We start from the raw sequence: 20660 nt of genomic DNA, 5'->3' as shown, positions 1-20660 counted from the left end.
TCGTAACGACTATTTTTAAAATTCAAAAAAGACTAAAGTATTCACTGAAAGATAGAAAATTTAAAAAAAAATCGTTCAAAGCGTCTCGTAAAAAATTACTAATTTTACAGGTTTTGGCAAGCACTTTTTAAATGCTAATTTTTCTAAAAATCGGGAGGCTTCGCCTCTTTTTTTGACATACCTATAAATCTTGCGTTTCATTCAAATCCAAGTACTTTGTATCTATCTGTTTGGTCGTTTTCGCACCTAATTTTTTAATCTTTTCTGAAGTATTGGTTAAATTGCCGGCACCTACCGACAATTTGTTAATGGCTTTATCGTAGGCATCCTGTCCGTTTTTGAGATGTTTGCCAATATTTTCCATGTCTGAAATAAAACCCACAAACTTATCATACATACTGCCACTTAAACGGGCAATTTCCATCACATTCCGGTTTTGGCGCTCCTGTTTCCACATGCTGGCAATAGTGCGTAAAGTGGCTAATAACGTTGACGGACTCACAATTACTACTCTTCTATCCCAGGCAAAATTGAATAGTTCGGCATCTTTTTGCACTGCAATACTGAAAGAAGATTCGATCGGTACAAATAACAATACAAAGTCGGGAGAATTGATTTTATATAAATCCTGGTAGTTTTTAGCAGATAATTCCTGGATATGATTCTTAATTGAGGCTAAATGTTGTTTTATGTAGCCTTCACGCTCTTCATCCGTCTCTGCAGATACCGAGCGTTCATAAGCTACCAATGATACCTTAGCGTCAACCACAAGATGTTTGTTGTCTGGCAGGTCAATCACTACATCGGGCTGGTAGCGACCGCCTTCGGCGGATATATGCGAGGCTTGAATGCGGTATTCCTGATCGCGTACTAAACCAGAACGTTCCAGAACTTTTTCCAGAATTACCTCTCCCCAGTTACCCTGTTTTTTACTATCGCCCTTTAAGGCTTTGGTTAAATTATTGGCATCCTCCTGAATCTGTTTGCTTTGATCCATTAATAAAGAAATTACACCTTTCAACGTATTTCTTTCATCCGATTCGGCTTTGTAAACCTTTTCTACCTTGTCTTCAAAAGCTTTAATATTTTCTTTCAAAGGATTTAAGATAATATCTAAGTTGGTCCGGTTCTGCTCAACAAATTTGCTCGATTTTTCATCTAGTATTTTATTGGCAATTAATTCAAAATCTTTGTTTAATTTTTCTTGCGACTGCTCAAAACTTAGCCTCTGTTCGGCAAGTTTTTCTTTTTCGGACAGGTAAAAAGATCTGGTACTTTCCAGTTCACGGTTGGCATCGGCCAGCCGGTCGCGCTCAGCCTGTAATTCATCAATCAGGCGTTGCTGTTCTTGTTTAAGTAACGCAGTAATGTGTTCTTTTTCGGCAGATAAATTAGAAACACGTTCATCTGCCTTGGCCAAGCTGATTTTTAACGATTCATTTTCACTTTTTGTTCTTTCGAAATCTTCTGCAGAGATAATAGAAAGAGCAGCTTGTGGTTTTTTCAATAATAAAATAACCAGAACTATTAAAATAACGATTAGTAAAGCAATACCCGCAATCTCCATAATGATAAAAATTTTAGTAAAAATGAAGATTTAAAATAGATATACCAAAAAATTTTAGTTATTGTGAACGGAAAATAACGGAAAAAAATTTCTATAATTGGACATTAGTATTTTATAAATGAACGCATTAACAGTCCTTATATCCTGCCCCGATCAAGTTGGTTTAGTTACAAATATTACCCGCGTGCTGGCTGCACACCAATTGAATATTATCGCCATGCGAGAGTTTGTAGACGAAGCCAATAAATCGTTTTTTACCCGTATTGCCTGTACCGGAAACCTGGGGGATGCAGAAAAATTAAAGGAAAAGCTCTTAGAAAACCTGCCAAATGCTGCTGAGGTAAATTTAATTACTCAACAGGAAAAACAGATTGCTGTTTTGGTAACCAAGGAGTATCATTGTTTAGCGGAGATACTGATTAAAAACCAATTCAAAACTTTGGGGGCCAACGTACAATGTGTGATAGGCAATTATGAAAGCCTGAGAGATTTTACGGAAAAATTGGGTATTCCTTATTTTTATGTCGATCATACCAATAAGGATAAAAGTGAATTTGAGGCTGAAGTTAAAGTTATTATTAATCGATTTGAGGTAGATTATTTGGTGCTGGCTAAATTTATGCGAATCCTCTCTGCTGATTTTGTAAAAGATTATGCAGGTAAAATCATCAACATTCACCATTCCTTTTTACCTGCTTTTATTGGCGCCAATCCTTACCGGCAAGCTTTTGAGCGTGGCGTGAAAATTATTGGAGCTACTGCCCATTTTGTTACCGATAATTTGGATGAAGGTCCGATCATTACACAACATACTAACCACATCGATCATAATTTTGGGGTAAAAGAAATGGTTCGGGCAGGAAAAGAAATAGAGAAAAAAGTGCTTTTAGAAGCTCTGGAGCTTATTTTTGAAGACCGGGTTTTTGTGAGTGGAAATAAGACCATTGTGTTTAAGTAGATAAGTGATTAGCCTTTGGCGACTGATCGATATGGCTGTCATTTTTTTTGAGTAAAGCGCAACCTAACCAAGAACCACGAGGTGCTCAGCGAAGTTAAATTTATCAGAAAATGTTATCCTAAATGCAATGAAGGGTCTTTAAAAACAGAAATATAACAGTAAATTGAAAAATGAACTCAGCGTGCGCTGTGGTTTTTCTCCGTTTTCTTTGTGGTAAAAAAAGCTATTAGCTTTTCAGCAGCAGATTTGCCACATCTTCTCCTGTTTGCGCACCAATGGCGATGCCCATGCCATTACATCTTGTAGCGCAAAATATATTGGGTTTAACCTCTTCTATAAGTGGTTCCAGAATCTTTCCAAAAGCCATAATGCCACTCCAGCGGTAATCGATTTCATAATTGACTTTAGGGAGGATGACATTTTTTAATAAATCTTCTAATGCTAGCTGAATGGCCTCTGTTTGGCCAAATTCGGTTGTTTCTTCCGCTTTAAAATCGATATTTCTGCCACCGCCTAATAGAATTCTATTATTTATATTTCTAAAATAGTAATAACCTTTATCGTAGTGGAAGGTACCTGCTATTTTTAAATCTTTAATGGGTTTGGTAATTAAAACCTGGCCACGGCCGGGATTAACATCAACATCGGGAAATAAATCTTTTACAAAGGCATTGGTAGTTACAATTAGCCGTTTACAGAAAAAGTTTCCGTTTTTGGTTACCAACTGTATAGCCTTGTTTTTTTCCTGAATCTGATCTACCAGACAATTATTAAATATACTAACGCCGAGTTTTTGTGCATATTGAATTAAGGCAGACATCATTTTACCGCTATCAATCTGTGCTTCGTACCTATTTTCGATTAAAGTTCTGATACCTTTAAAACCAAAGGAACCAATTTTCTTATTGGCTTGGGCAAAAGCATTAGCTCCAGCAATATCGTTAATGAGACGGTTATAATGTTCAATTTTGGATACACATGTGTCAGCCAGAAAAATGTCATCATTTTTAAATAATTCGTACCCTCCTAAACATTGGTAATCAATGGTTTTATCTCCTAATAAATTGCGCAGTTTAAGCAGACCTTTCCAGCGTTTTTCTATAAGGAGTGCCAGGCCATCTAAACCAGTACATGCTTCTTGCTCAATCAGTTCAGAAATGCTACCGAAGCATGCAAAACCCGCATTTTTGGTGCTGGCGCCTGTTGGTAAAAAGCCCCTTTCAAGTATAGCAATTTTTAAAGCCGGAGCAGTTTTTCTAAGTTGTATGGCAGCATTTAAACCCACAATTCCACTACCGATAATAATGATATCGTAAGTAAAAAATGACTCCTTCTCCCAATATGAAAATACTGTTGGCATAGTATAAATGTACCATTTTTTAACAGTCAAATAATATGGGAACGCTTTTTGATATGTGTTAAACGAAAAACATACAGAAAGAAAATGGGAGTTTATTTAATATTAATCATCCCGGTACTATTGCTGAGCATGTTTGTACAATGGCGATTTAGAAATAAGTTTTCTAAGTATGCTGAAATGCAACTTAGCTCAGGTTTATCGGGCAAAGAGGTAGCAGAAAGAATGCTACATGATAATGGGATATACGACGTGAAGGTGATGAGTACCGAAGGACAACTAACAGATCATTACAATCCATCAGATAAAACCGTTAATTTAAGTACAGATGTATACTATAGCCGAAGCGTAGCAGCCGCGGCTGTAGCGGCGCACGAATGTGGACATGCCGTACAACAGGCAAAATCTTATAACTGGCTTCAGTTAAGAAGCAGTATGGTTCCGGTGGTAAGTATATCATCTAATCTTTTACAATGGGTATTATTAATTGGTGTATTGTTAATAGGCTTTACCGGAAATCCAATTGTTTTAGCGATTGGTGTAGTAGGTTTAGCACTGGTAACCATATTCAGTATCATTACCCTACCAGTCGAATTTGATGCCAGTAACCGTGCATTGGCCTGGTTAAAAAATAATAACGGTGTAATGCAAACACAAGAAGAAAATGCGCAGGCTAAAGATGCACTTTGGTGGGCAGCCATGACTTATGTAGTAGCAGCTGTTGGTGCATTAGCCAATTTATTGTATTACGCATCGATGCTTTTTGGAAGAAGCAGAGATTAAGGAGATATCTAATTATGAAAAGCACAGAGCGGCCGGGTTAATCCTGGCCGTTTTTGGTTATTAATTTTAACTCGATCGTCATGCTGAATTTATTTTATTAGCAGTTTTTATTGTTTTAAAGGTCTAATGGCTACTTTGTGGTCAGCATCTGTTCGATCAGATAGACCCTGAAATAAATTACCTTCGGTGAGCTCGCTGAGGCTCGGTTCAGGGTGATGGCTATATTTAAAATATCTATTTGGAAAGCAGGTTTTGTGGTGCTTAGGTAGGCTTCGGTCCCGCTCCCGCTTCTGCCGATAGAAAAAATCGGCATCCCGCTTTGATCGGGTTTATGTGGCTAGGTTAGTAATACTATTTAGGGTTGCAGGGTGTACAAAAAATTGCAGGCATCATGCTGTTAAACCTTTAATAGTTGCAGCAAAACTGCGGTCTAAACCTGATTGCAGCGGCAGCTCCCGATTGAAAAGAGGGACTATAGCGGAAAGCAGGAATAGCCTAAAAATGGAACACTGAAATTGCTTTTCTACCCCTCATCTATACTAAAAGGTCTTGTCATCTCAACTGGAGTGCAATCCCGAACTTTCGGGAGAGAGAGCTCTGGATCAAATTAAACTTTATAGATTTCTCCTCCAAAGGAGTTCCTTTGGAACACTACGGAAGAAATGACGATTTGTGGCAAAATGGAATTAAGAATTAATTTAATTTATAAGGAGCAATCAATTGAAATTCTGGAATATCAACCTCGAATTCTGATCCATCAATGTCGCGTTTCATTAAGTACGCACCTTTCATACTGCCCATATCGGTTTTGAGGTTACATCCAGAAACATATACGTGTGTTTCGCCAGGCCGAATAATTGGCTGTAGACCCACAACGCCCTCTCCTTCTACCTCTCTTCGGCTACTGTTCGAATCGAAAATAAACCATTGGCGGCGCATTAATTGCACAGCATAATCAGAAAGATTAGAAATTTCCACGCGATAAGCGAACATATAATGCTCGTTGGCCGGATTTGAATATTCTGGCTGGTATACTGTTTCTACCGAAACTTTAACTCCGTCTGTAATAGCTGTAACCATGGTGATTTACGAATGTATAAAAAAAGCTTTCAAAAATCAAGCCAGTACTCTAGTGGCATCATAGTCGGCAAATTTTTCTGCCACTTCTTCTAAAATACTGTAAATGTTGTTGATATCAGGCTCGGCCACCAAACGCATGCGGTAAGGTTTAAAATCTGGTAAGCCTTTAAAATAGTTTGCATAGTGGCGGCGCATTTCGAAAATTCCGGTTTTAGGCCCTTTCCATTCAAGCGATTTATCTAAATGTGTACGACAAACTTCAATACGTTCTTCAATGGTTGGCCCGGCAAGGTGTTCGCCTGTTTTAAAAAAGTGTTTTACCTCGCGGAAAATCCATGGGTAACCGATTGCCGCACGGCCGATCATGATGCCATCTACCTCATATTCCATACGCCAGTTGGCTGCTTTTTCAGGGCTATCTACGTCGCCATTACCAAAAATTGGGATTTTGATGCGCGGATTACGCTTAATCTCCCGGATAAGTGACCAATCTGCTTCGCCTTTGTATAATTGTGCCCTGGTGCGGCCATGGATGGTAAGGGCCTGGATACCCACATCCTGAAGTCGCTCGGCAACCTCGTAAACGTTTTTTGTATTATCATCCCAGCCTAGGCGGGTTTTTACGGTAACAGGTAAATGTGAAGCTTTAACAACAGCCTCTGTCATCTTTACCATTTTATCAATATCCTGTAACAGACTGGAGCCTGCGCCTTTGCATACTACGTTCTTAACCGGGCAGCCATAATTAATGTCAACCAGGTCTGGCCCTGCTGCAGAGGCAATTTCTGAGGCTTCGCGCATGTGATCGATATCACCACCAAAAATCTGGATGCCAATTGGTCTTTCGTATTCAAAAATATCAAGCTTTTGTCTGCTTTTTGCAGCATCACGGATCAAGCCTTCCGAAGAAATAAATTCAGTGTACATCATATCGGCCCCATTTTTTTTGCATACATAACGGAACGGCGGATCGCTTACATCCTCCATTGGAGCCAGTAATAACGGGAACTCACCTAAATCTATATTTCCTATCTTAACAGACATTTTCTATCTTCAACGATTAATAAAACATACAAAGGTACAAATAATGAATTTTGTAACACCTAACAAGGAGGAAATCAATCCTTTCTTACAATTACTTTTACTTTTATTTTACGCAGTTATCGGCGGACTTGTGTTTGGAATTCTAGCTATCGTCATTGTTTTACTAATGTATGGCTTAGGAATAGTAAGTAATTTGGACATGCTTTTAGCTGGCGATACGAGGTATATTGCTGGTTTTAAAGTGATACAAATATTAAGTTCGATCGGAACATTTATTTTACCTCCTATCGCCTTGGCCTTAACAGAAAGGAAAAAGGTAACGGAGTTTTATCTTTTCAAGCAGCCAAAATTCTTGTTGGTTGTGCTTGTGCTGGCTATAATGATATTAAGCATGCCGTTTATGGAATGGACTGTGATATGGAACCAGAAAATGATTTTGCCTGATTTTTTGCATAAGATAGAACAATGGATGAAAGAAAAGGAGGCTATTGCAATGAAAATGACAATTCAATTGATCACTGTGCGCAGTAATTTCGATTTTATTGTAAACCTTGTCATGATTGCTGTTATACCTGCAATTGGTGAAGAATTAATGTTCCGTGGAGGCGTGCAACGATCGTTAACCAGGGCTTTTGATAATCCACACATTGCAATTTGGTTATCAGCCATTATTTTCAGTGCCATCCATGTGCAGTTTTATGGTTTTGTGCCACGTATGTTATTGGGTGCAGGTTTTGGCTACCTGTATTATTACAGCGGAAGTATTTGGTATGCCATGCTGGCGCACTTCTTAAACAATGCTTATGCGGTTTGCGCGGCTTTTTACATGCAAAAGCATCACATGCCACTTGATAAAGCTGATGAACCGATCGGTTTTCCATGGTATGGCTATTTAATTAGTGCAATAATTACCATAGCTTTGTTCAAAATTTTTAAAGATAACGCAACACGTGAGCGAAAATTGGGTTAAAGTATATACCACCAGCGATGCCTTTGCGGCCGAGGTATTAAAACAGGGATTAACAGAAGCCGGAATTCCGGCAGTAACGATAAATAAACAGCTCTCAGCATATAATATTGGCGAAATAAATGTTTTGGTGAATAAGGTAGATTTCGATAAAGCCATAGAATACATTGTTGAAAACGAAATTGAATAGTGATGATGATCTTAAACTTTACACCCTTTACTTCCTACCTTAAATGAAAACCAGGGCAATAACCGCTTTCTTTTTTACCATTGTAATGCTTGGCTCTATCCTTCTGGGGAGCTACACTTTTACCATCTTTTATCTTGTTTTAAGTGTTTTGGCTTTGTTTGAATTTTACAAGCTGATTAAAAACTCTGGCATCAGGCCACACCGTAATATCGGTTTGGCAGCGGGGTCATTAATATTTTTGATGGCGGCAGGCCTACACTACCTTAAATATGATGTGAAGTATTTGCTACTTTGTATCCCACTAATTTTCTCGGTTTTTATTACTGAGCTATATAAAAAGAACAAAATTCCATTCGCCAACATCTCGTACACTTTTGTTGGCTTTGTTTATGTAACCATTCCTTTCTGTTTTTTTCATGCCCTGGGCTTTTTGAAAAACTGGAACGAATATAACTTTCATCTTCCGCTGGCATTTTTACTGATGCTTTGGGCCAATGATACAGGTGCTTATCTTTTTGGTGTAAAATACGGTAAACGTAAATTATTTGAGCGCCACTCGCCAAAGAAAAGCTGGGAAGGTTTTTTCGGAGGCATGTTCACCAGTGTTTTGGTCGCTTTTGGCTTGTCATTTCTATTTACCGAAAGCCCTGTTTGGGTTTGGATTGGTATGGCGGTATTGATTGCGAGCTTTGGTACTTTAGGAGATTTAGTAGAATCGATGCTTAAACGCAGTTTGGATACCAAAGATAGCGGTGGTTTATTACCGGGCCATGGCGGGTTGTTAGATCGTTTTGATGGGTTATTATTGGCTGCTCCGGTGGTTTACGCCTATTTATATCTGATTTTGTATTAAGCGAACATCGAGAAAGACCTTGGTATTGGCGTCATTCTCGCGCATGCGGGAATCTTAAAGCAGTTCAATACTCATATAAGCGATACAATAGCTATTCTATCTAATCCTCGTTTTTAACGAGGACTATGATTATGCATGAGCTGTTACAACATAATATTCTCTTTCTACCCGTTCGCCGGTTTTACTTTGTACCTGCTCTAATTTTTTAAGCGTATTTTTAATGGTAACCCCCGCTTTTTCTAATAGTTCTTTTACAGTTTCTACTTCGTAAAGTGTAAAGCCATAAGGAGTAAAAGGCAGGTTTTGCATGAAAGTTTTATCAGCAAAACATATAGCCAAAGTGCCGTCAGGTCTTAATATCCGCTTAATTTCGCTGAGGTATTCACTTGGATTTGTCCAAAAATATATCGTATTAACCGTAAAAACTTTATCGAACCGATCATCATCAAATGGTAATGTAACGCCATCTGTTAACTGAAAGTGGACTTTTCCTTTTGTGATGAAATCCTGATTGATCTTTTCGGCTTCTGCAATAATAGTTGCAGAAATATCAGCACCAAAATAAGCTAGGTTCTCTGCTTTTAACAATAGTTGAGCAATATGTCCGCCGTTACCATGACCGATTTCTAAAACCGTTTCATTGTTTTGAAGGTTTAATGCCTCAATTGCAGAAGTGGTCATGCCGATATTATTGGCATGCATCATTTCGCCTGTTTTAATGCCGTGTTCGCCTTCAGGACAAGCCAATTGCTTGGCAATATTTTTTAAGTCTTCCTCAGAAAGTTGATGTTCCATAGTCAAATTTAAAAATTTGGGCGTTATGATTTTTTACATCTTTTCTGCCGAGGTTATTAGATTATTTGATCACTTGAACCGGCTTTTTATTTTCATCGATCGCCACAAAAGTAAAATCGCCATGAACGGCCAATTCTCTTCCTTCGGCATACATCTGCTCAATATAAATTTCTACGTTCACTTTTAAACTGGTATTACCCACATGCTTTACCTTGCCGATAAGCTCTACGATAGTGCCTGCGGGGATTGGTTTTTTAAAGTCTATCCTGTCGCTGCTTACAGTAACCATAATCTGACGGCTAAAACGGGTTGCGGTAATGAAAGCAACTTCGTCCATTAAATGCATGGCTGTTCCACCGAAAAGAGTGTCGTAATGGTTTGTTGTATTAGGGAAAACGGCTTTAAAAATGCTGGTTTTAGAATTTTCTATTCTTTCTTCTAGGGTCATGGGTTAAATATAGGTGCTGTAAAAAGCTTTGGCAACTTTCTAGTTATTTTTAGTAGAAAATTGCCAAAGTAAAAGGTTTGCCACAATGATATGGTTTAGCAAGAAATCTGTGCTCCCTCTACCTCCGTAGCAAAATTAGCATTAATTTACCTGAAGATCTGTGGCAAGCACCTCTTCGGTTTTACGCATTTCTTTTGCGGCTTCAACCATTTCTATCAAAGCTTTTTTGGTTTCATCCCATCCACGGGTTTTTAAACCGCAATCTGGGTTTACCCAGAGTTGCCCGGAGGGAATAACAGCTTTTGCTTTTTTAAGCAATTGAACCATTTCTTCCCTCTTCGGAACCCTTGGAGAGTGAATGTCGTATACCCCGGGGCCGATTTCGTTTGGATATTTAAAATCGGCAAATGCGTCTAATAATTCCATCTGCGAACGTGAAGTTTCGATGGTGATTACATCTGCATCCATATCGGCGATGTTCTGGATGATATCGTTAAACTCAGAGTAACACATGTGCGTATGGATCTGCGTATCGTCTTTCACGCCGCTTGCCGAAATTTTAAAGGCTTTAACCGCCCAGTTCAGGTAAGTTTGCCAATCAGCTTTGCGTAATGGTAAACCTTCTCTAATGGCTGGTTCATCAATCTGGATGATTTTAATACCTGCATTTTCCAGATCGCAAACCTCATCGCGGATGGCCAGGGCAATCTGAGTACAGGTTTCTGATCTAGGTTGATCATTACGTACAAACGACCATTGTAAGATGGTTACAGGACCGGTTAACATACCTTTCATGTATTTTGTGGTAAGTGACTGCGCATAGGCGGTCCACTTTACTGTCATAGGTTTTGGGCGCGAAACATCACCAAAAATAATAGGAGGTTTTACACAGCGTGAACCATAACTCTGTACCCAACCGTTTTTAGAGAAGGCGAAACCATCTAGCTGTTCACCAAAGTATTCAACCATATCGTTGCGCTCAAATTCGCCATGAACCAAAACATCCAGATCGATTTCTTCCTGCCAGTTTACCGCTTTTGCGGTTTCTTTTGCTATGAGGTCATCATATTCTTCAATGGTAAAAGTTCCGTTTTTAAGTTTTGCTCTCCAGCTTCTTACCTCTGCAGTTTGCGGAAATGAGCCGATGGTTGTAGTGGCATAACTTGGTAGATTGAGTTGCTGTTGTTTAATTTTTCTGCTAGAAAATGGGCTTAAACGCTCTGCGTCCTGCTCTTTTAATGCTAAAACACGTTGTTTAACTTCAGGATTGTGGATGATTTTAGAAACTTTACGGTTAGCAATCGCATTCTTATTTTCTTCAAGCTTTTGCAGGGTAGATGCAGGGCTTTCGTTGGTGATGAGTTTTTTTAAGGTAACTACCTCAGCAATTTTTTGTTTCGCATAAGCCAGCCACTGTTTAATTTCGGCCGAAAGGTTTTGTTCATTGGTTTCATTGTCTAAATCAACCGGCGAGTGTATTAGGGAACAAGATGGGGCAATCCACACCTTATCCAGCCCTCTTTTTTCTACAGCCTGGTTAATGATTGAAACAGATTTCTCGAAATCATTTTTCCAGATGTTTCTTCCGTCTACCAAACCTAATGAAAGGATGGTATCTTCTTTTAACGAAGCTAAAACATCTATCAATTGACCTTCAGCGCGTACCAGATCGATATGTAAAACATTTACAGGCAATGAAGTAGTTAAGGCAAGATTGTTGCCTAAACCTTCGAAATAAGTTGCTAAAACGATCTTTAACCTTGGAAAAGCTTTTCTAATTTCTTTATAAACATATTCATAAGCTTTTTTGTCTTTTTCGGTAAGGTCTAAAGTTAAAAACGGCTCATCAAACTGAACATATTCTACACCCAAGGCATCTAAGCGAGATAAAATCTCGATATATACCGGAAGCAGGTTTTTGATCAGATCGATTTTTTCGAAGCCAACTTCTTTTTCTTTTCCCAATAAAAGGTAAGATACCGGGCCGATTAAAACAGGTTTTGTAGTAATGCCTAATTGTTTTGCTTCGTAAAACTCATCGATAATTTTGGTAGAGAAGAGTTTAAAAGGCTGGTTTTTGTAAAACTCAGGAACGATGTAATGGTAATTGGTATCGAACCATTTGGTCATTTCCATCGCTACCACATCTAATCCTTCTTTTTGATAACCCCTGGCCATGGCAAAATAGAGATCAAGCTCCGAATTCCCTTTTTTCAGGATCACTTCGTTATACCTTTTCGGTATCGCACCAAAAGTTAACGAATGGTCGAGCACATGATCATAAAAAGAAAAGTCGTTCGAGGGAATGATATCAATTCCAGCTTCTTTTTGAAGATTCCAGTTTTCGTGGCGAATGTTTTTTCCCACCTGAAGCACATTTTTGTACCCAGTTTTATCTGCCCAATAATTTTCGCAGATTTTCTTTAATTCCCTTTGGCTACCTATTCGCGGATAGCCCAGATTTTGCGTTAGCATCTCTTTTAAAGATTAAGTAAATAAATCGTTTAAAAGCTCTTAAAGCACTATTTTGTAATACTCTATGTTAAAAATTAAAGGGAAAGGTTTGGGCACAAACAACCTGCTCATCAGCCAAAAGCTTAAAGCAAGTATATAAAATTTTAATTTTATCGTGTACAATCAGACCTGACCAATTACTTTATAACGCGAAAGTACCGTCAATTCAATATAGGCAGGTCTCCTGACTTATTCCCGATCTTATCGCCTTCCCATCCCGGTAAACGGCACAGTGGCATGAATGATAAGACCGTTGTCTCTTGGTAAAAGACAGAATTTACAGTTGCGCGACAGCTCGTGATTTGCACACGATTCCCTATTAATCCCGGGTGTAATTCCGGGAACCTGTATCGGTTGATGAAAAATAAAGTTAAGAACTTACATCAGGACAAATGTATGGATTAGGATTTAAAACTTGTAACAAATTTACAGCAAGCCGTTTTTGGCGCTTATTCTCTATTATATTTGATTACCTAACTAAACTATTATGATAAAAATCTACTTTAAAAGGCTTTTTGTTGCTTTTTTAATGGTAAATAGCTGTGCTGTATTGGCACAGGAAGTGCCAACGCCAAAATCTCATTTTGGTTTTGATATCGGCGACGATTATCAATTGGCCAATTATACCCAAACAGAAGCTTACTTTAAGAAACTCGCGGCAAGTTCTGACCGCATTAAACTGGTTGATATTGGCAAAACCGAAGAAGGCAGAAGCCAATATATGCTGATTGTTTCTTCGCCCGAAAACCTGAAGAAATTAGACCGTTACAAGGAAATTTCGCAACAACTGGCGCATGCTGAAATTACACCCGAGCAGGCAAAAGCATTAGCCCAGGAAGGTAAAGCAGTAGTTTGGATAGATGGTGGTTTACATGCCAACGAAGTAGTGGGTGCACATCAACTAATCGAAACCGCTTATGAATTTGCCTCCAGAAAAGATCCGGAAACCCTGCGTATTTTGGATAATGTAATCATTTTGTTTACCCATGCCAACCCTGATGGGCAAGAATTGGTGAGCAATTGGTACATGAGAGAGAAAGATCCCAAGAAAAGAACAACCTCAGGCTTACCCGTTTTATATGAAAAATATGCAGGCCATGATAATAACCGCGATTTCTTTATGCTAAACCTTAAAGAAACACAGAATATTGGTCGCCAGCTTTTTGTGGAATGGATCCCTCAGATTATGTATAACCACCATCAGGCTGGCCCGGCAGGAACTGTTGTTGCTGGGCCTCCCTACCGCGATCCGTTCAATTACGTTTTCGACCCAACCTTACTAACCAGTTTAGATGCGGTTGGTGCAGCCATGCACAACCGAATGAATGTGGAAAATAAACCTGGTTATACCCAACGCGGGGGATCGGTTTATTCTACCTGGTATAATGGCGGACTAAGAACCACCACATATTTTCACAATATGATTGGGCTCTTGACCGAAATTATCGGGAACCCTACTCCTTCTGAAATTCCGTTAGTTCCGTCGAGATTATTACCGAATGGCGATTCGCCAAACCCGATTACCCCGAGGAAATGGTACTTTAAAAACTCGATCGATTATTCGGTATCACTAAATTATGCTGTTTTAAATTATGCACAACGTTACCGCGATGAATTGTTGTATAACATTTATCAGATGGGCAGAAATTCGATAGAACGAGGTAAAAAAGATACCTGGTCGTTCTCTCCAAAGAAAATTGAAGCCATTAACAACGCTGCAAAAGGCGAAAAAGGTACCGCAATTGCAGGGGGAGATGCCGATTTTGGGCCAAGACGGCAGATCAGTATGAAAGCTTTTGATACGGTGATGAAGGCTCCGGCGAACAGAGATCCTCGCGGATACATTTTAAGTGCCGATCAACCTGATTTTAATTCTGCAGTTAAATTTTTAAATGCTTTGATCAGAACAGGAATTGTGGTTCAAAAAGCAACCGCTTCATTTACCGTTGCAGGGAAAAATTATCCTGCCGGAAGTTATGTCGTAAAAACCGATCAGGCTTTTCGTCCACACGTTTTGGATATGTTCGAACCTCAGGATCACCCGAACGATTTTAAATACGAAGGTGGTGCTCCAATTCCGCCATACGATGCTGCAGGATGGACATTAGCCTATTTAATGGATGTTAAATTTGATCGGATTCTCGACGATTTTTCTGGTCCGTTTGAGAAAAATCCATATGGTGTTTTGTTGAAATCAGAAAACAAATTACCAAACGGATCGGGTTATGTGTTAAGTGCTGCACAAAATGATTCTTATACTGCGGCTAATGATTTATTAAAAAGCAAAGTTGAGGTTTACCGTTCGACTGAAAATGGCGATTTTTATGTTTCATCAGCAGGAAAAGCAATACTAGAAAAAGCGAATATCAAATTAAAAAGTGCGAATGCCCCAAAAGATAAAATTAAAATTTCTGCTGGAAGGATTGCCCTTTGGGATACTTACGGCGGCTCTATGGCTTCGGGCTGGGTGCGATTTTTAATGGAACAATATCATTATAACGCAACGGTAATTTATCCACAGGATATTGATGCCGGCAACTTAAAATCTAAATACGATGTAATTGTTTTTGTGGGTGGTGCCATACCGCCGGTACAAGGCGGAGGATTCGGAAACAGATCTTTCGGACCAAAGGCAGAAGAAATCCCTCAAGAATTTAGAAATCGTTTGGGTAGGATCACCGCCGACAAATCAATCCCTGAATTGAAGAAATTTTTGGAGGCAGGCGGCAATATTGTAACCATAGGTAGTAGCACCAATTTGGCCTATCATTTAAATCTTCCGGTTCGGAATGCAATGGTTGAAATTGTAAACGGAGAAGAAAAACGATTGCCTGCTGAAAAGTACTATGTTCCAGGGAGTGTTCTAAATGTTGGTGTAGATACTACTTTACCAACCAATTGGGGAATGGAAAAGGAAGCTGATGTATATTTCGATAATAGCCCTGTTTTTAAGCTCACAGGCGATGCCATTGTGGCTGGAAAGATTAAACCTTTAATGTGGTTCGAAAATGCCACACCGCTACGCAGCGGATGGGCCTGGGGGCAAGCTTACCTGCAAGATGGTGTAACGGCCTTCGAAGCGAAGGTTGGCAAGGGCAAACTGCTTGCTTTTGGGCCTGAAATTGCTTTTAGGGCACAAACACATGGTACTTTTAAACTGATATTTAACCAATTGTATAAATAAATTTGAGAAGCCGCTATCCTGAACGATAGTGGCTTTTTACTTTGGCCTTACTTTAGCCAACTGTAATCAGTTTAATTTTGTATTATGAAAGTAGAAATCTGGTCGGACGTAATGTGTCCGTTTTGCTATATCGGAAAAAGACATTTTGAACAGGCGGTAGAAAAACTACCGTTCAAAAACGAAATTGAAGTCGATTGGAAAAGTTATCAGCTCAATCCTGAGTACCATAATACGAATAACGAAACCGTTTACGATTACCTTTCGAGAAGCAAGGGAATGCCCATTGAACAGGCTAAACAAATGACCAAACAGGTTGCGGATATGGCTGCAAATGCTGGTTTGAAGATGGATTTTGATACGAATATCCCTGCCAATACCTTCAATGCACATCGTTTGATCCATTTGGCAGCAAAACATAATCTTCAGGATTTAGCCGAAGAGAAACTGTTTGAAGCACATTTTGTGAACAGTAAAAATATCGGCGAAATTGATGTTTTGATTGATCTTGCTGTAGAAATTGGTTTGGATAAGGACGAGGCCAAATCGGTTTTGAATGGAAATGAATTTGCCGAAGCCGTTCGTTATGATATTTATGAAAGCCAGAATTTAGGGATCCGTGGTGTGCCTTATTTTGTAATGGACCGTAAATATGGTGTTTCGGGCGCTCAGCCTGTTCAGGCATTTACCGATGCACTTACCCAAAGTTTTGCCGAGTGGAAATCTGCCCAGCCAAAAACTACGCTTACTTCATTAAACAAAAATGATGATGCCGTTTGTGATGAAAATGGTTGTGAGATATAGCATTGTTTCCCGCAGATTACGCTGATCTCCGCAGATTTTTTCTGCGATAAATGTTGATCTGCGGTTTTTACAGATTAGTCGTCATCTCCTGAAGCGCAGCGCAATGGAGATGTCTATTCAAAACGGTCGTCTTTCCCGCGCAGGCGGGAATCTTAATGCAACCTGCGACCCTACTAAGGCATTACGATTCCCAATCAAGTTGGGAATGACGATTCCTCTATACCTGCCACCATCACTTTTGGTTCGGGAAGACAATAGCCCGGAATAAATGTTCGCATTAACCTATCATTCTTAACTACCGATTTTGATTCTTCAACGGCGTTAATAAATACTCTAAACCATTTACCCGGATTTCGAACATAGTAGCCATTAAATCGCCTAATTTCCCTTTTGGGAAGCCTTTATCCTTATACCACAGCAAATAACTTTCGGGGATATTACAGATCAGGTAACCTTTATACTTTCCATAAGGCATTTGCATTTTCACTAAATCGAGCAATAAGGTTGGATCTAACATTTTTGTTTTAAGGTAGTGCTGATAATTTAAAAAACATTAATTCAGTCAGTTCATTGACCGAATTAACGTTAATTGAGTCTGTCCGTTGACTGAATTAACGTTTTTAGTCAATAAGTTCTAAAGTTTGAATGGCTTCTTCAACAGTACTTATGTTATCGAAAGCAATCCTTAAGGTATTTTTTACTTCTTTTAAATTACACATACGCGGGTGGTTCTGCGCAAAAGTTAAAATCTTGGTAAAGGTATTCGAATCGAAATAAGCCGATTGTTTATCGCTTAAGAAATACCCGCGTAAACTATTTTTCTTAAAACTGATTTTCTCGAAGCCCAGTTTCTTGCCCAGCCACTGCAAGCGCACCACACTTAGCATCGTTTTTACTTGCGGCGGAACCGGACCGAAACGGTCGGCCAAATGTTTTTCAAAAATGGCTAATTCTGCTTCGTTATCAAGTTTAGAAAGCTCGGTATATAAATTGTAACGCTCGGTGATATTGGTGATGTATGCATCAGGGATATACAATTCAAGATCTGTATCTACCTGTGTAAAGCCCACAAATGGACGGGCAGGTTCATTTTCGAAGAGGCCTTTAAATTCTGCTTCTTTTAGTTCCTGAATAGCCTCATCCAATATTTTGTGGTACATTTCAAAACCAATTTCAGCAATGAAACCACTCTGCTCGGCACCCAATAAATTTCCACTTCCACGGATATCCAAATCGCGCATAGCTACGTTAAAACCGCTTCCTAAGTCAGAAAACTCTTCAATAGCACTTAAACGCTTCCGTGCTTCAGAAGTTAAAGTAGATAAGGGTGGAGAAAGTAAATAACAGAAAGCTTTTTTGTTGCTCCTGCCTACCCGGCCACGCATCTGGTGCAAATCGCTCAAACCAAACATATGTGCATGGTTAATGATGATGGTATTGGCATTGGGGATATCTAAACCCGCTTCTATAATCGTGGTGGCTACCAGAACATCTTTTTCTCCATTAATGAAATCGAGCATTACATCTTCTAGTTGATCGCCATCTAACTGCCCATGGGCAATGCCGATTCTTGCTTTTGGAACCAGTTTCTGGATTAAGCCACCCAATTGCATCAGGTCGTTTACGCGGTTATGGATAAAGAAAACCTGTCCGCCGCGGTCTAATTCGAACTGAACGGCCTCTTGAATCAGTTTATCATTAAAAACATGTAATTCGGTACTAACCGGCTGGCGGTTTGGCGGTGGCGTGCTGATAATGGATAAATCTCTTGCGCCCATTAAAGAGAAATGCAGCGTTCTTGGGATCGGAGTTGCTGTAAGGGTTAAAGTATCAACATTTACCCTAACCGCTTTTAGCCTTTCTTTTGCGGTAACGCCAAATTTCTGCTCCTCATCAATAATCATGATGCCGAGATCCTTAAACTTTACATCCTTGCTCAGCAAACGGTGTGTGCCGATCAAAATATCAACTTTGCCTGCAGCTGCTTCGGCCAATGTATCCTTAATCTGTTTACTGGTTTTAAAACGGTTAATGTAATCAACGGTAACCGGGAAATCTTTTAAGCGTGAAGAAAAAGTTTTGAAATGCTGTAAGGCCAAAATAGTTGTTGGTACCAGAACCGCCGCTTGTTTTCCTTCTGCTACCGCTTTAAATGCCGCGCGTACGGCAATCTCTGTTTTTCCGAAGCCCACATCACCACACACTAAACGGTCCATTGGATGTGGCGATTCCATGTCCTTTTTCACGTCTTGGGTAGCCTTTAACTGATCGGGTGTATCTTCGTAAATAAAAGAAGCCTCCAATTCTGTTTGTAAATAACTATCTGGAGAAAACGCGGTTCCTGCCTGGGTTTTGCGCAAAGCATAGAGCTTGATCAGGTCCCGGGCGATATCTTTAACTTTTTTTTTAGTAGTTTTTTTTAGCTTGTCCCAGGCATCAGTACCCAGTTTATTCATCTTAGGCACTCCGCTTTCCTTACCGCTATATTTGGCAATGCGGTTTAACGAGTTGATGTTCACATAAAGTAGGTCGTTATCTGCATAAATTAAACGGATCATCTCCTGGGTTTTGCCGTTAACTTCTACTTTTTCCAATCCGGCATACTTTCCAATCCCATGGTCGATGTGGGTAACATAATCACCTGATTTAAGTTCCCTTAAATCTTTCAGGGTAATGGCCTGGCTTTTCTGATAGCCTTTTTTAAGTTTGTATTTGTAATATCGATCGAAAATCTGGTGATCGGTGTAAAATGCCGTTTGAATCTGCGGATCTACAAAACCTTCGCGCAGCATGCTATTAATCGGTGTAAACTTGGCTGTTTTATCAATATCCTCTAAAATGGCATATAAACGCTCAATCTGTTTTGGTGAATCGGTAAAAATAAAATTAACAATGCCTTCTTTTTCGTTTTCCTTAAGGTTATGGATAAGGAGATTAAAATCTTTGTTAAATGAAGGCTGTGGCTTCGTTTCAAATTCAAAGCGGTTGTCTGTTTTATAAAAAAACTGCTTCCCGAATTCGATGATTGGAAAATCCTGAAGATGATCGCCCAGTAACTTTTCGTCAGTAAAGGCAAATTTCGGATCAATCCATTCTGGATTTTGACTTTTATCTGCCGCTGGTAGCGCTTTCCACAGTTCAACAGCCTTTTTAAAGCCAGCTTTAACAATATCGAGGGTAAACTCTATATCCTTAAACCAGAGTTGTGTATCCTGGTCGATATAATCGAGGATGCTGATATTGCTTTCTGTTAAAAATTTTGCCTGAACATTAGGTACAATGGTAAGCGATTTAACATCGGCAACCGAAAGCTGACTTTCAATTTCAAAACTTCTGATGCTTTCTACCTCATCTCCAAAAAACTCAATGCGGTAAGGCAAATCAGAAGAGAAAGAAAATATATCTACAATGCCACCACGGATAGAAAATTGCCCTGGTTCGTAAACAAAGTCTCTTCGGTCGAAATCGTAATCAATTAAAAATTCGTTAATAAAATCGATGCCCAACTTGGCTCCCAAACTGATTTCTAAAGTGTTTTTTTCTAAAGCAGAGCGGTCAATCACCTTTTCGGCAATGGCTTCAGGGTAAGAAACTACAATTTTGCCATACTCCGAATCGTGATTCAATTCATTCAGTACCTCTGCACGGGCCAATACGTTTGCTGTATCTACCTGCGTAAAATCGAAAGATTTGCGGTACGAGGAAGGAAACAATAAAACCTGTTTATCCAAAACGCTTTCCAGGTCAGACTGAAAATAAGCGGCTTCTTCCCGGTCTGGCAAAACCAACAGTAAGGGCTTGTGTAATAGGAAATAAGAAGAAAGGGTAACAATAGCATCAGCCGAACCCACCAATCCCTTTAATTGTATCTTTGGGTTTTTAGTGCTGTTCAACGCTTTGGTAAATTGAGTTACCCTATCGTCGGTTTTGTATCTGTTTATTAAATCGCGAATGTTCAAGGCACAAAAATAAGCTTATCTTTTAATATTAACCTGCAATTTGTGTAAAGGTTTTTTTAACTATTTTTGACGAGTTTGCCTACAAAAAACAATTTTGGGAAATAAACAACCACTTATTCTTAGATTGTATCGCAAGTTTGGTCGAAATATATCCCCCTTT

Annotated in this window: 16 protein-coding genes and 1 riboswitch; of the genes, 7 read left to right on the top strand and 9 right to left on the bottom strand. The window is 39.3% G+C overall.

The annotated features are described in order from the left end of the window. Positions 1-181: 181 nt before the first annotated feature. The gene (rmuC, locus tag FHT21_RS16695) at positions 182-1567 is read right to left on the bottom strand and encodes a DNA recombination protein RmuC (protein ID WP_167295903.1); all 1386 of its coding nucleotides are present in this window, start codon (positions 1565-1567) and stop codon (positions 182-184) included. 118 nt (positions 1568-1685) lie between these two features. On the opposite strand from rmuC, the gene purU reads away from it, so the two are divergent. After that, positions 1686-2525 carry a formyltetrahydrofolate deformylase gene (gene purU, locus FHT21_RS16690; protein WP_167295902.1) on the top strand — a complete coding sequence of 280 codons (840 nt, stop codon included), beginning with the start codon at positions 1686-1688 and terminating at the stop codon, positions 2523-2525. Between the two features lie 226 nt (positions 2526-2751). Here the strand turns inward: purU and FHT21_RS16685 are convergent, their stop codons facing one another. After that, positions 2752-3885, bottom strand: coding sequence for an FAD-dependent oxidoreductase (locus FHT21_RS16685; protein WP_167295901.1), 1134 nt, complete (start codon positions 3883-3885; stop codon positions 2752-2754). A gap of 84 nt (positions 3886-3969) precedes the next feature. On the opposite strand from FHT21_RS16685, the gene FHT21_RS16680 reads away from it, so the two are divergent. Further along, a complete protein-coding gene (locus FHT21_RS16680; protein ID WP_057930995.1) occupies positions 3970-4665 on the top strand; it encodes a zinc metallopeptidase in 696 nt (231 codons plus the stop codon). A 693-nt stretch (positions 4666-5358) separates the two neighbouring features. Here the strand turns inward: FHT21_RS16680 and apaG are convergent. Beyond that, positions 5359-5745 carry a Co2+/Mg2+ efflux protein ApaG gene (gene apaG, locus FHT21_RS16675; protein ID WP_167295900.1) on the bottom strand — a complete coding sequence of 129 codons (387 nt, stop codon included), beginning with the start codon at positions 5743-5745 and terminating at the stop codon, positions 5359-5361. Positions 5746-5781: 36 nt separating this feature from the next. Beyond that, positions 5782-6789 carry a tRNA dihydrouridine synthase DusB gene (gene dusB / locus FHT21_RS16670; protein ID WP_167295899.1) on the bottom strand — a complete coding sequence of 336 codons (1008 nt, stop codon included), beginning with the start codon at positions 6787-6789 and terminating at the stop codon, positions 5782-5784. A gap of 43 nt (positions 6790-6832) precedes the next feature. Here dusB and FHT21_RS16665 point away from each other — a divergent pair, with 43 nt between their 5' ends. Genes FHT21_RS16665 through FHT21_RS16655 form a run of 3 tightly spaced genes read left to right on the top strand, consistent with a single transcriptional unit; the run spans position 6833 to position 8799 of the window. Next, the gene (locus FHT21_RS16665) at positions 6833-7759 is read left to right on the top strand and encodes a CPBP family intramembrane glutamic endopeptidase (protein ID WP_167295898.1); all 927 of its coding nucleotides are present in this window, start codon (positions 6833-6835) and stop codon (positions 7757-7759) included. Continuing rightward, positions 7740-7946 carry a DUF2007 domain-containing protein gene (locus FHT21_RS16660; protein ID WP_029274925.1) on the top strand — a complete coding sequence of 69 codons (207 nt, stop codon included), beginning with the start codon at positions 7740-7742 and terminating at the stop codon, positions 7944-7946. Before FHT21_RS16665 ends, FHT21_RS16660 begins: the two co-directional genes overlap by 20 nt. Positions 7947-7989: 43 nt before the next feature. Continuing rightward, positions 7990-8799: a phosphatidate cytidylyltransferase gene (locus FHT21_RS16655; RefSeq protein WP_167295897.1), complete on the top strand. Its 810-nt coding sequence runs from the start codon at positions 7990-7992 to the stop codon at positions 8797-8799. Between the two features lie 129 nt (positions 8800-8928). Here FHT21_RS16655 and FHT21_RS16650 read toward each other — a convergent pair whose 3' ends face one another. From FHT21_RS16650 to metE, 3 genes are all read right to left on the bottom strand, one after another. Beyond that, a complete protein-coding gene (locus FHT21_RS16650; RefSeq protein WP_167295896.1) occupies positions 8929-9594 on the bottom strand; it encodes a class I SAM-dependent methyltransferase in 666 nt (221 codons plus the stop codon). 61 nt (positions 9595-9655) lie between these two features. Next, positions 9656-10042, bottom strand: coding sequence for an acyl-CoA thioesterase (locus tag FHT21_RS16645; RefSeq protein WP_167295895.1), 387 nt, complete (start codon positions 10040-10042; stop codon positions 9656-9658). A 141-nt stretch (positions 10043-10183) separates the two neighbouring features. After that, positions 10184-12517, bottom strand: a complete 2334-nt coding sequence (metE, locus tag FHT21_RS16640; protein ID WP_167295894.1) for a 5-methyltetrahydropteroyltriglutamate--homocysteine S-methyltransferase — start codon at positions 12515-12517, stop codon at positions 10184-10186. Between the two features lie 195 nt (positions 12518-12712). Beyond that, positions 12713-12920, bottom strand: a riboswitch (cobalamin riboswitch). 123 nt (positions 12921-13043) lie between these two features. On the opposite strand from metE, the gene FHT21_RS16635 reads away from it, so the two are divergent. Next, positions 13044-15740, top strand: coding sequence for a M14 metallopeptidase family protein (locus FHT21_RS16635; protein ID WP_167295893.1), 2697 nt, complete (start codon positions 13044-13046; stop codon positions 15738-15740). 84 nt (positions 15741-15824) lie between these two features. Further along, positions 15825-16541: a DsbA family oxidoreductase gene (locus FHT21_RS16630; RefSeq protein ID WP_167295892.1), complete on the top strand. Its 717-nt coding sequence runs from the start codon at positions 15825-15827 to the stop codon at positions 16539-16541. A gap of 295 nt (positions 16542-16836) precedes the next feature. On the opposite strand, the gene FHT21_RS16625 is transcribed toward FHT21_RS16630, so the two are convergent. Together FHT21_RS16625 and mfd are read right to left on the bottom strand one after the other, a co-directional pair. Beyond that, positions 16837-17058 carry a DUF3820 family protein gene (locus FHT21_RS16625; protein ID WP_029274918.1) on the bottom strand — a complete coding sequence of 74 codons (222 nt, stop codon included), beginning with the start codon at positions 17056-17058 and terminating at the stop codon, positions 16837-16839. Positions 17059-17161: 103 nt separating this feature from the next. After that, entirely contained in the window at positions 17162-20500 is a 3339-nt protein-coding gene (gene mfd, locus FHT21_RS16620; protein WP_167295891.1) for a transcription-repair coupling factor, read from the bottom strand. Positions 20501-20660: the final 160 nt, after the last annotated feature.

This window comes from Pedobacter sp. SG908 (genome assembly GCF_011759615.1).
Taxonomy (GTDB): Bacteria; Bacteroidota; Bacteroidia; order Sphingobacteriales; family Sphingobacteriaceae; genus Pedobacter; species Pedobacter riviphilus.
Note: the sequence above shows the minus strand (reverse complement) of the source record. Positions and strands in the feature narration are given on the sequence as shown.

Coding starts and splice junctions, on each gene's coding strand:
- rmuC (WP_167295903.1), bottom strand. CDS start 1,567: ATGGAGATTGCGGGTATTGCTTTACTAATCGTTATTTTAATAGTTCTG.
- purU (WP_167295902.1), top strand. CDS start 1,686: ATGAACGCATTAACAGTCCTTATATCCTGCCCCGATCAAGTTGGTTTA.
- FHT21_RS16685 (WP_167295901.1), bottom strand. CDS start 3,885: ATGCCAACAGTATTTTCATATTGGGAGAAGGAGTCATTTTTTACTTAC.
- FHT21_RS16680 (WP_057930995.1), top strand. CDS start 3,970: ATGGGAGTTTATTTAATATTAATCATCCCGGTACTATTGCTGAGCATG.
- apaG (WP_167295900.1), bottom strand. CDS start 5,745: ATGGTTACAGCTATTACAGACGGAGTTAAAGTTTCGGTAGAAACAGTA.
- dusB (WP_167295899.1), bottom strand. CDS start 6,789: ATGTCTGTTAAGATAGGAAATATAGATTTAGGTGAGTTCCCGTTATTA.
- FHT21_RS16665 (WP_167295898.1), top strand. CDS start 6,833: ATGAATTTTGTAACACCTAACAAGGAGGAAATCAATCCTTTCTTACAA.
- FHT21_RS16655 (WP_167295897.1), top strand. CDS start 7,990: ATGAAAACCAGGGCAATAACCGCTTTCTTTTTTACCATTGTAATGCTT.
- FHT21_RS16650 (WP_167295896.1), bottom strand. CDS start 9,594: ATGGAACATCAACTTTCTGAGGAAGACTTAAAAAATATTGCCAAGCAA.
- FHT21_RS16645 (WP_167295895.1), bottom strand. CDS start 10,042: ATGACCCTAGAAGAAAGAATAGAAAATTCTAAAACCAGCATTTTTAAA.
- metE (WP_167295894.1), bottom strand. CDS start 12,517: ATGCTAACGCAAAATCTGGGCTATCCGCGAATAGGTAGCCAAAGGGAA.
- FHT21_RS16635 (WP_167295893.1), top strand. CDS start 13,044: ATGATAAAAATCTACTTTAAAAGGCTTTTTGTTGCTTTTTTAATGGTA.
- FHT21_RS16630 (WP_167295892.1), top strand. CDS start 15,825: ATGAAAGTAGAAATCTGGTCGGACGTAATGTGTCCGTTTTGCTATATC.
- FHT21_RS16625 (WP_029274918.1), bottom strand. CDS start 17,058: ATGTTAGATCCAACCTTATTGCTCGATTTAGTGAAAATGCAAATGCCT.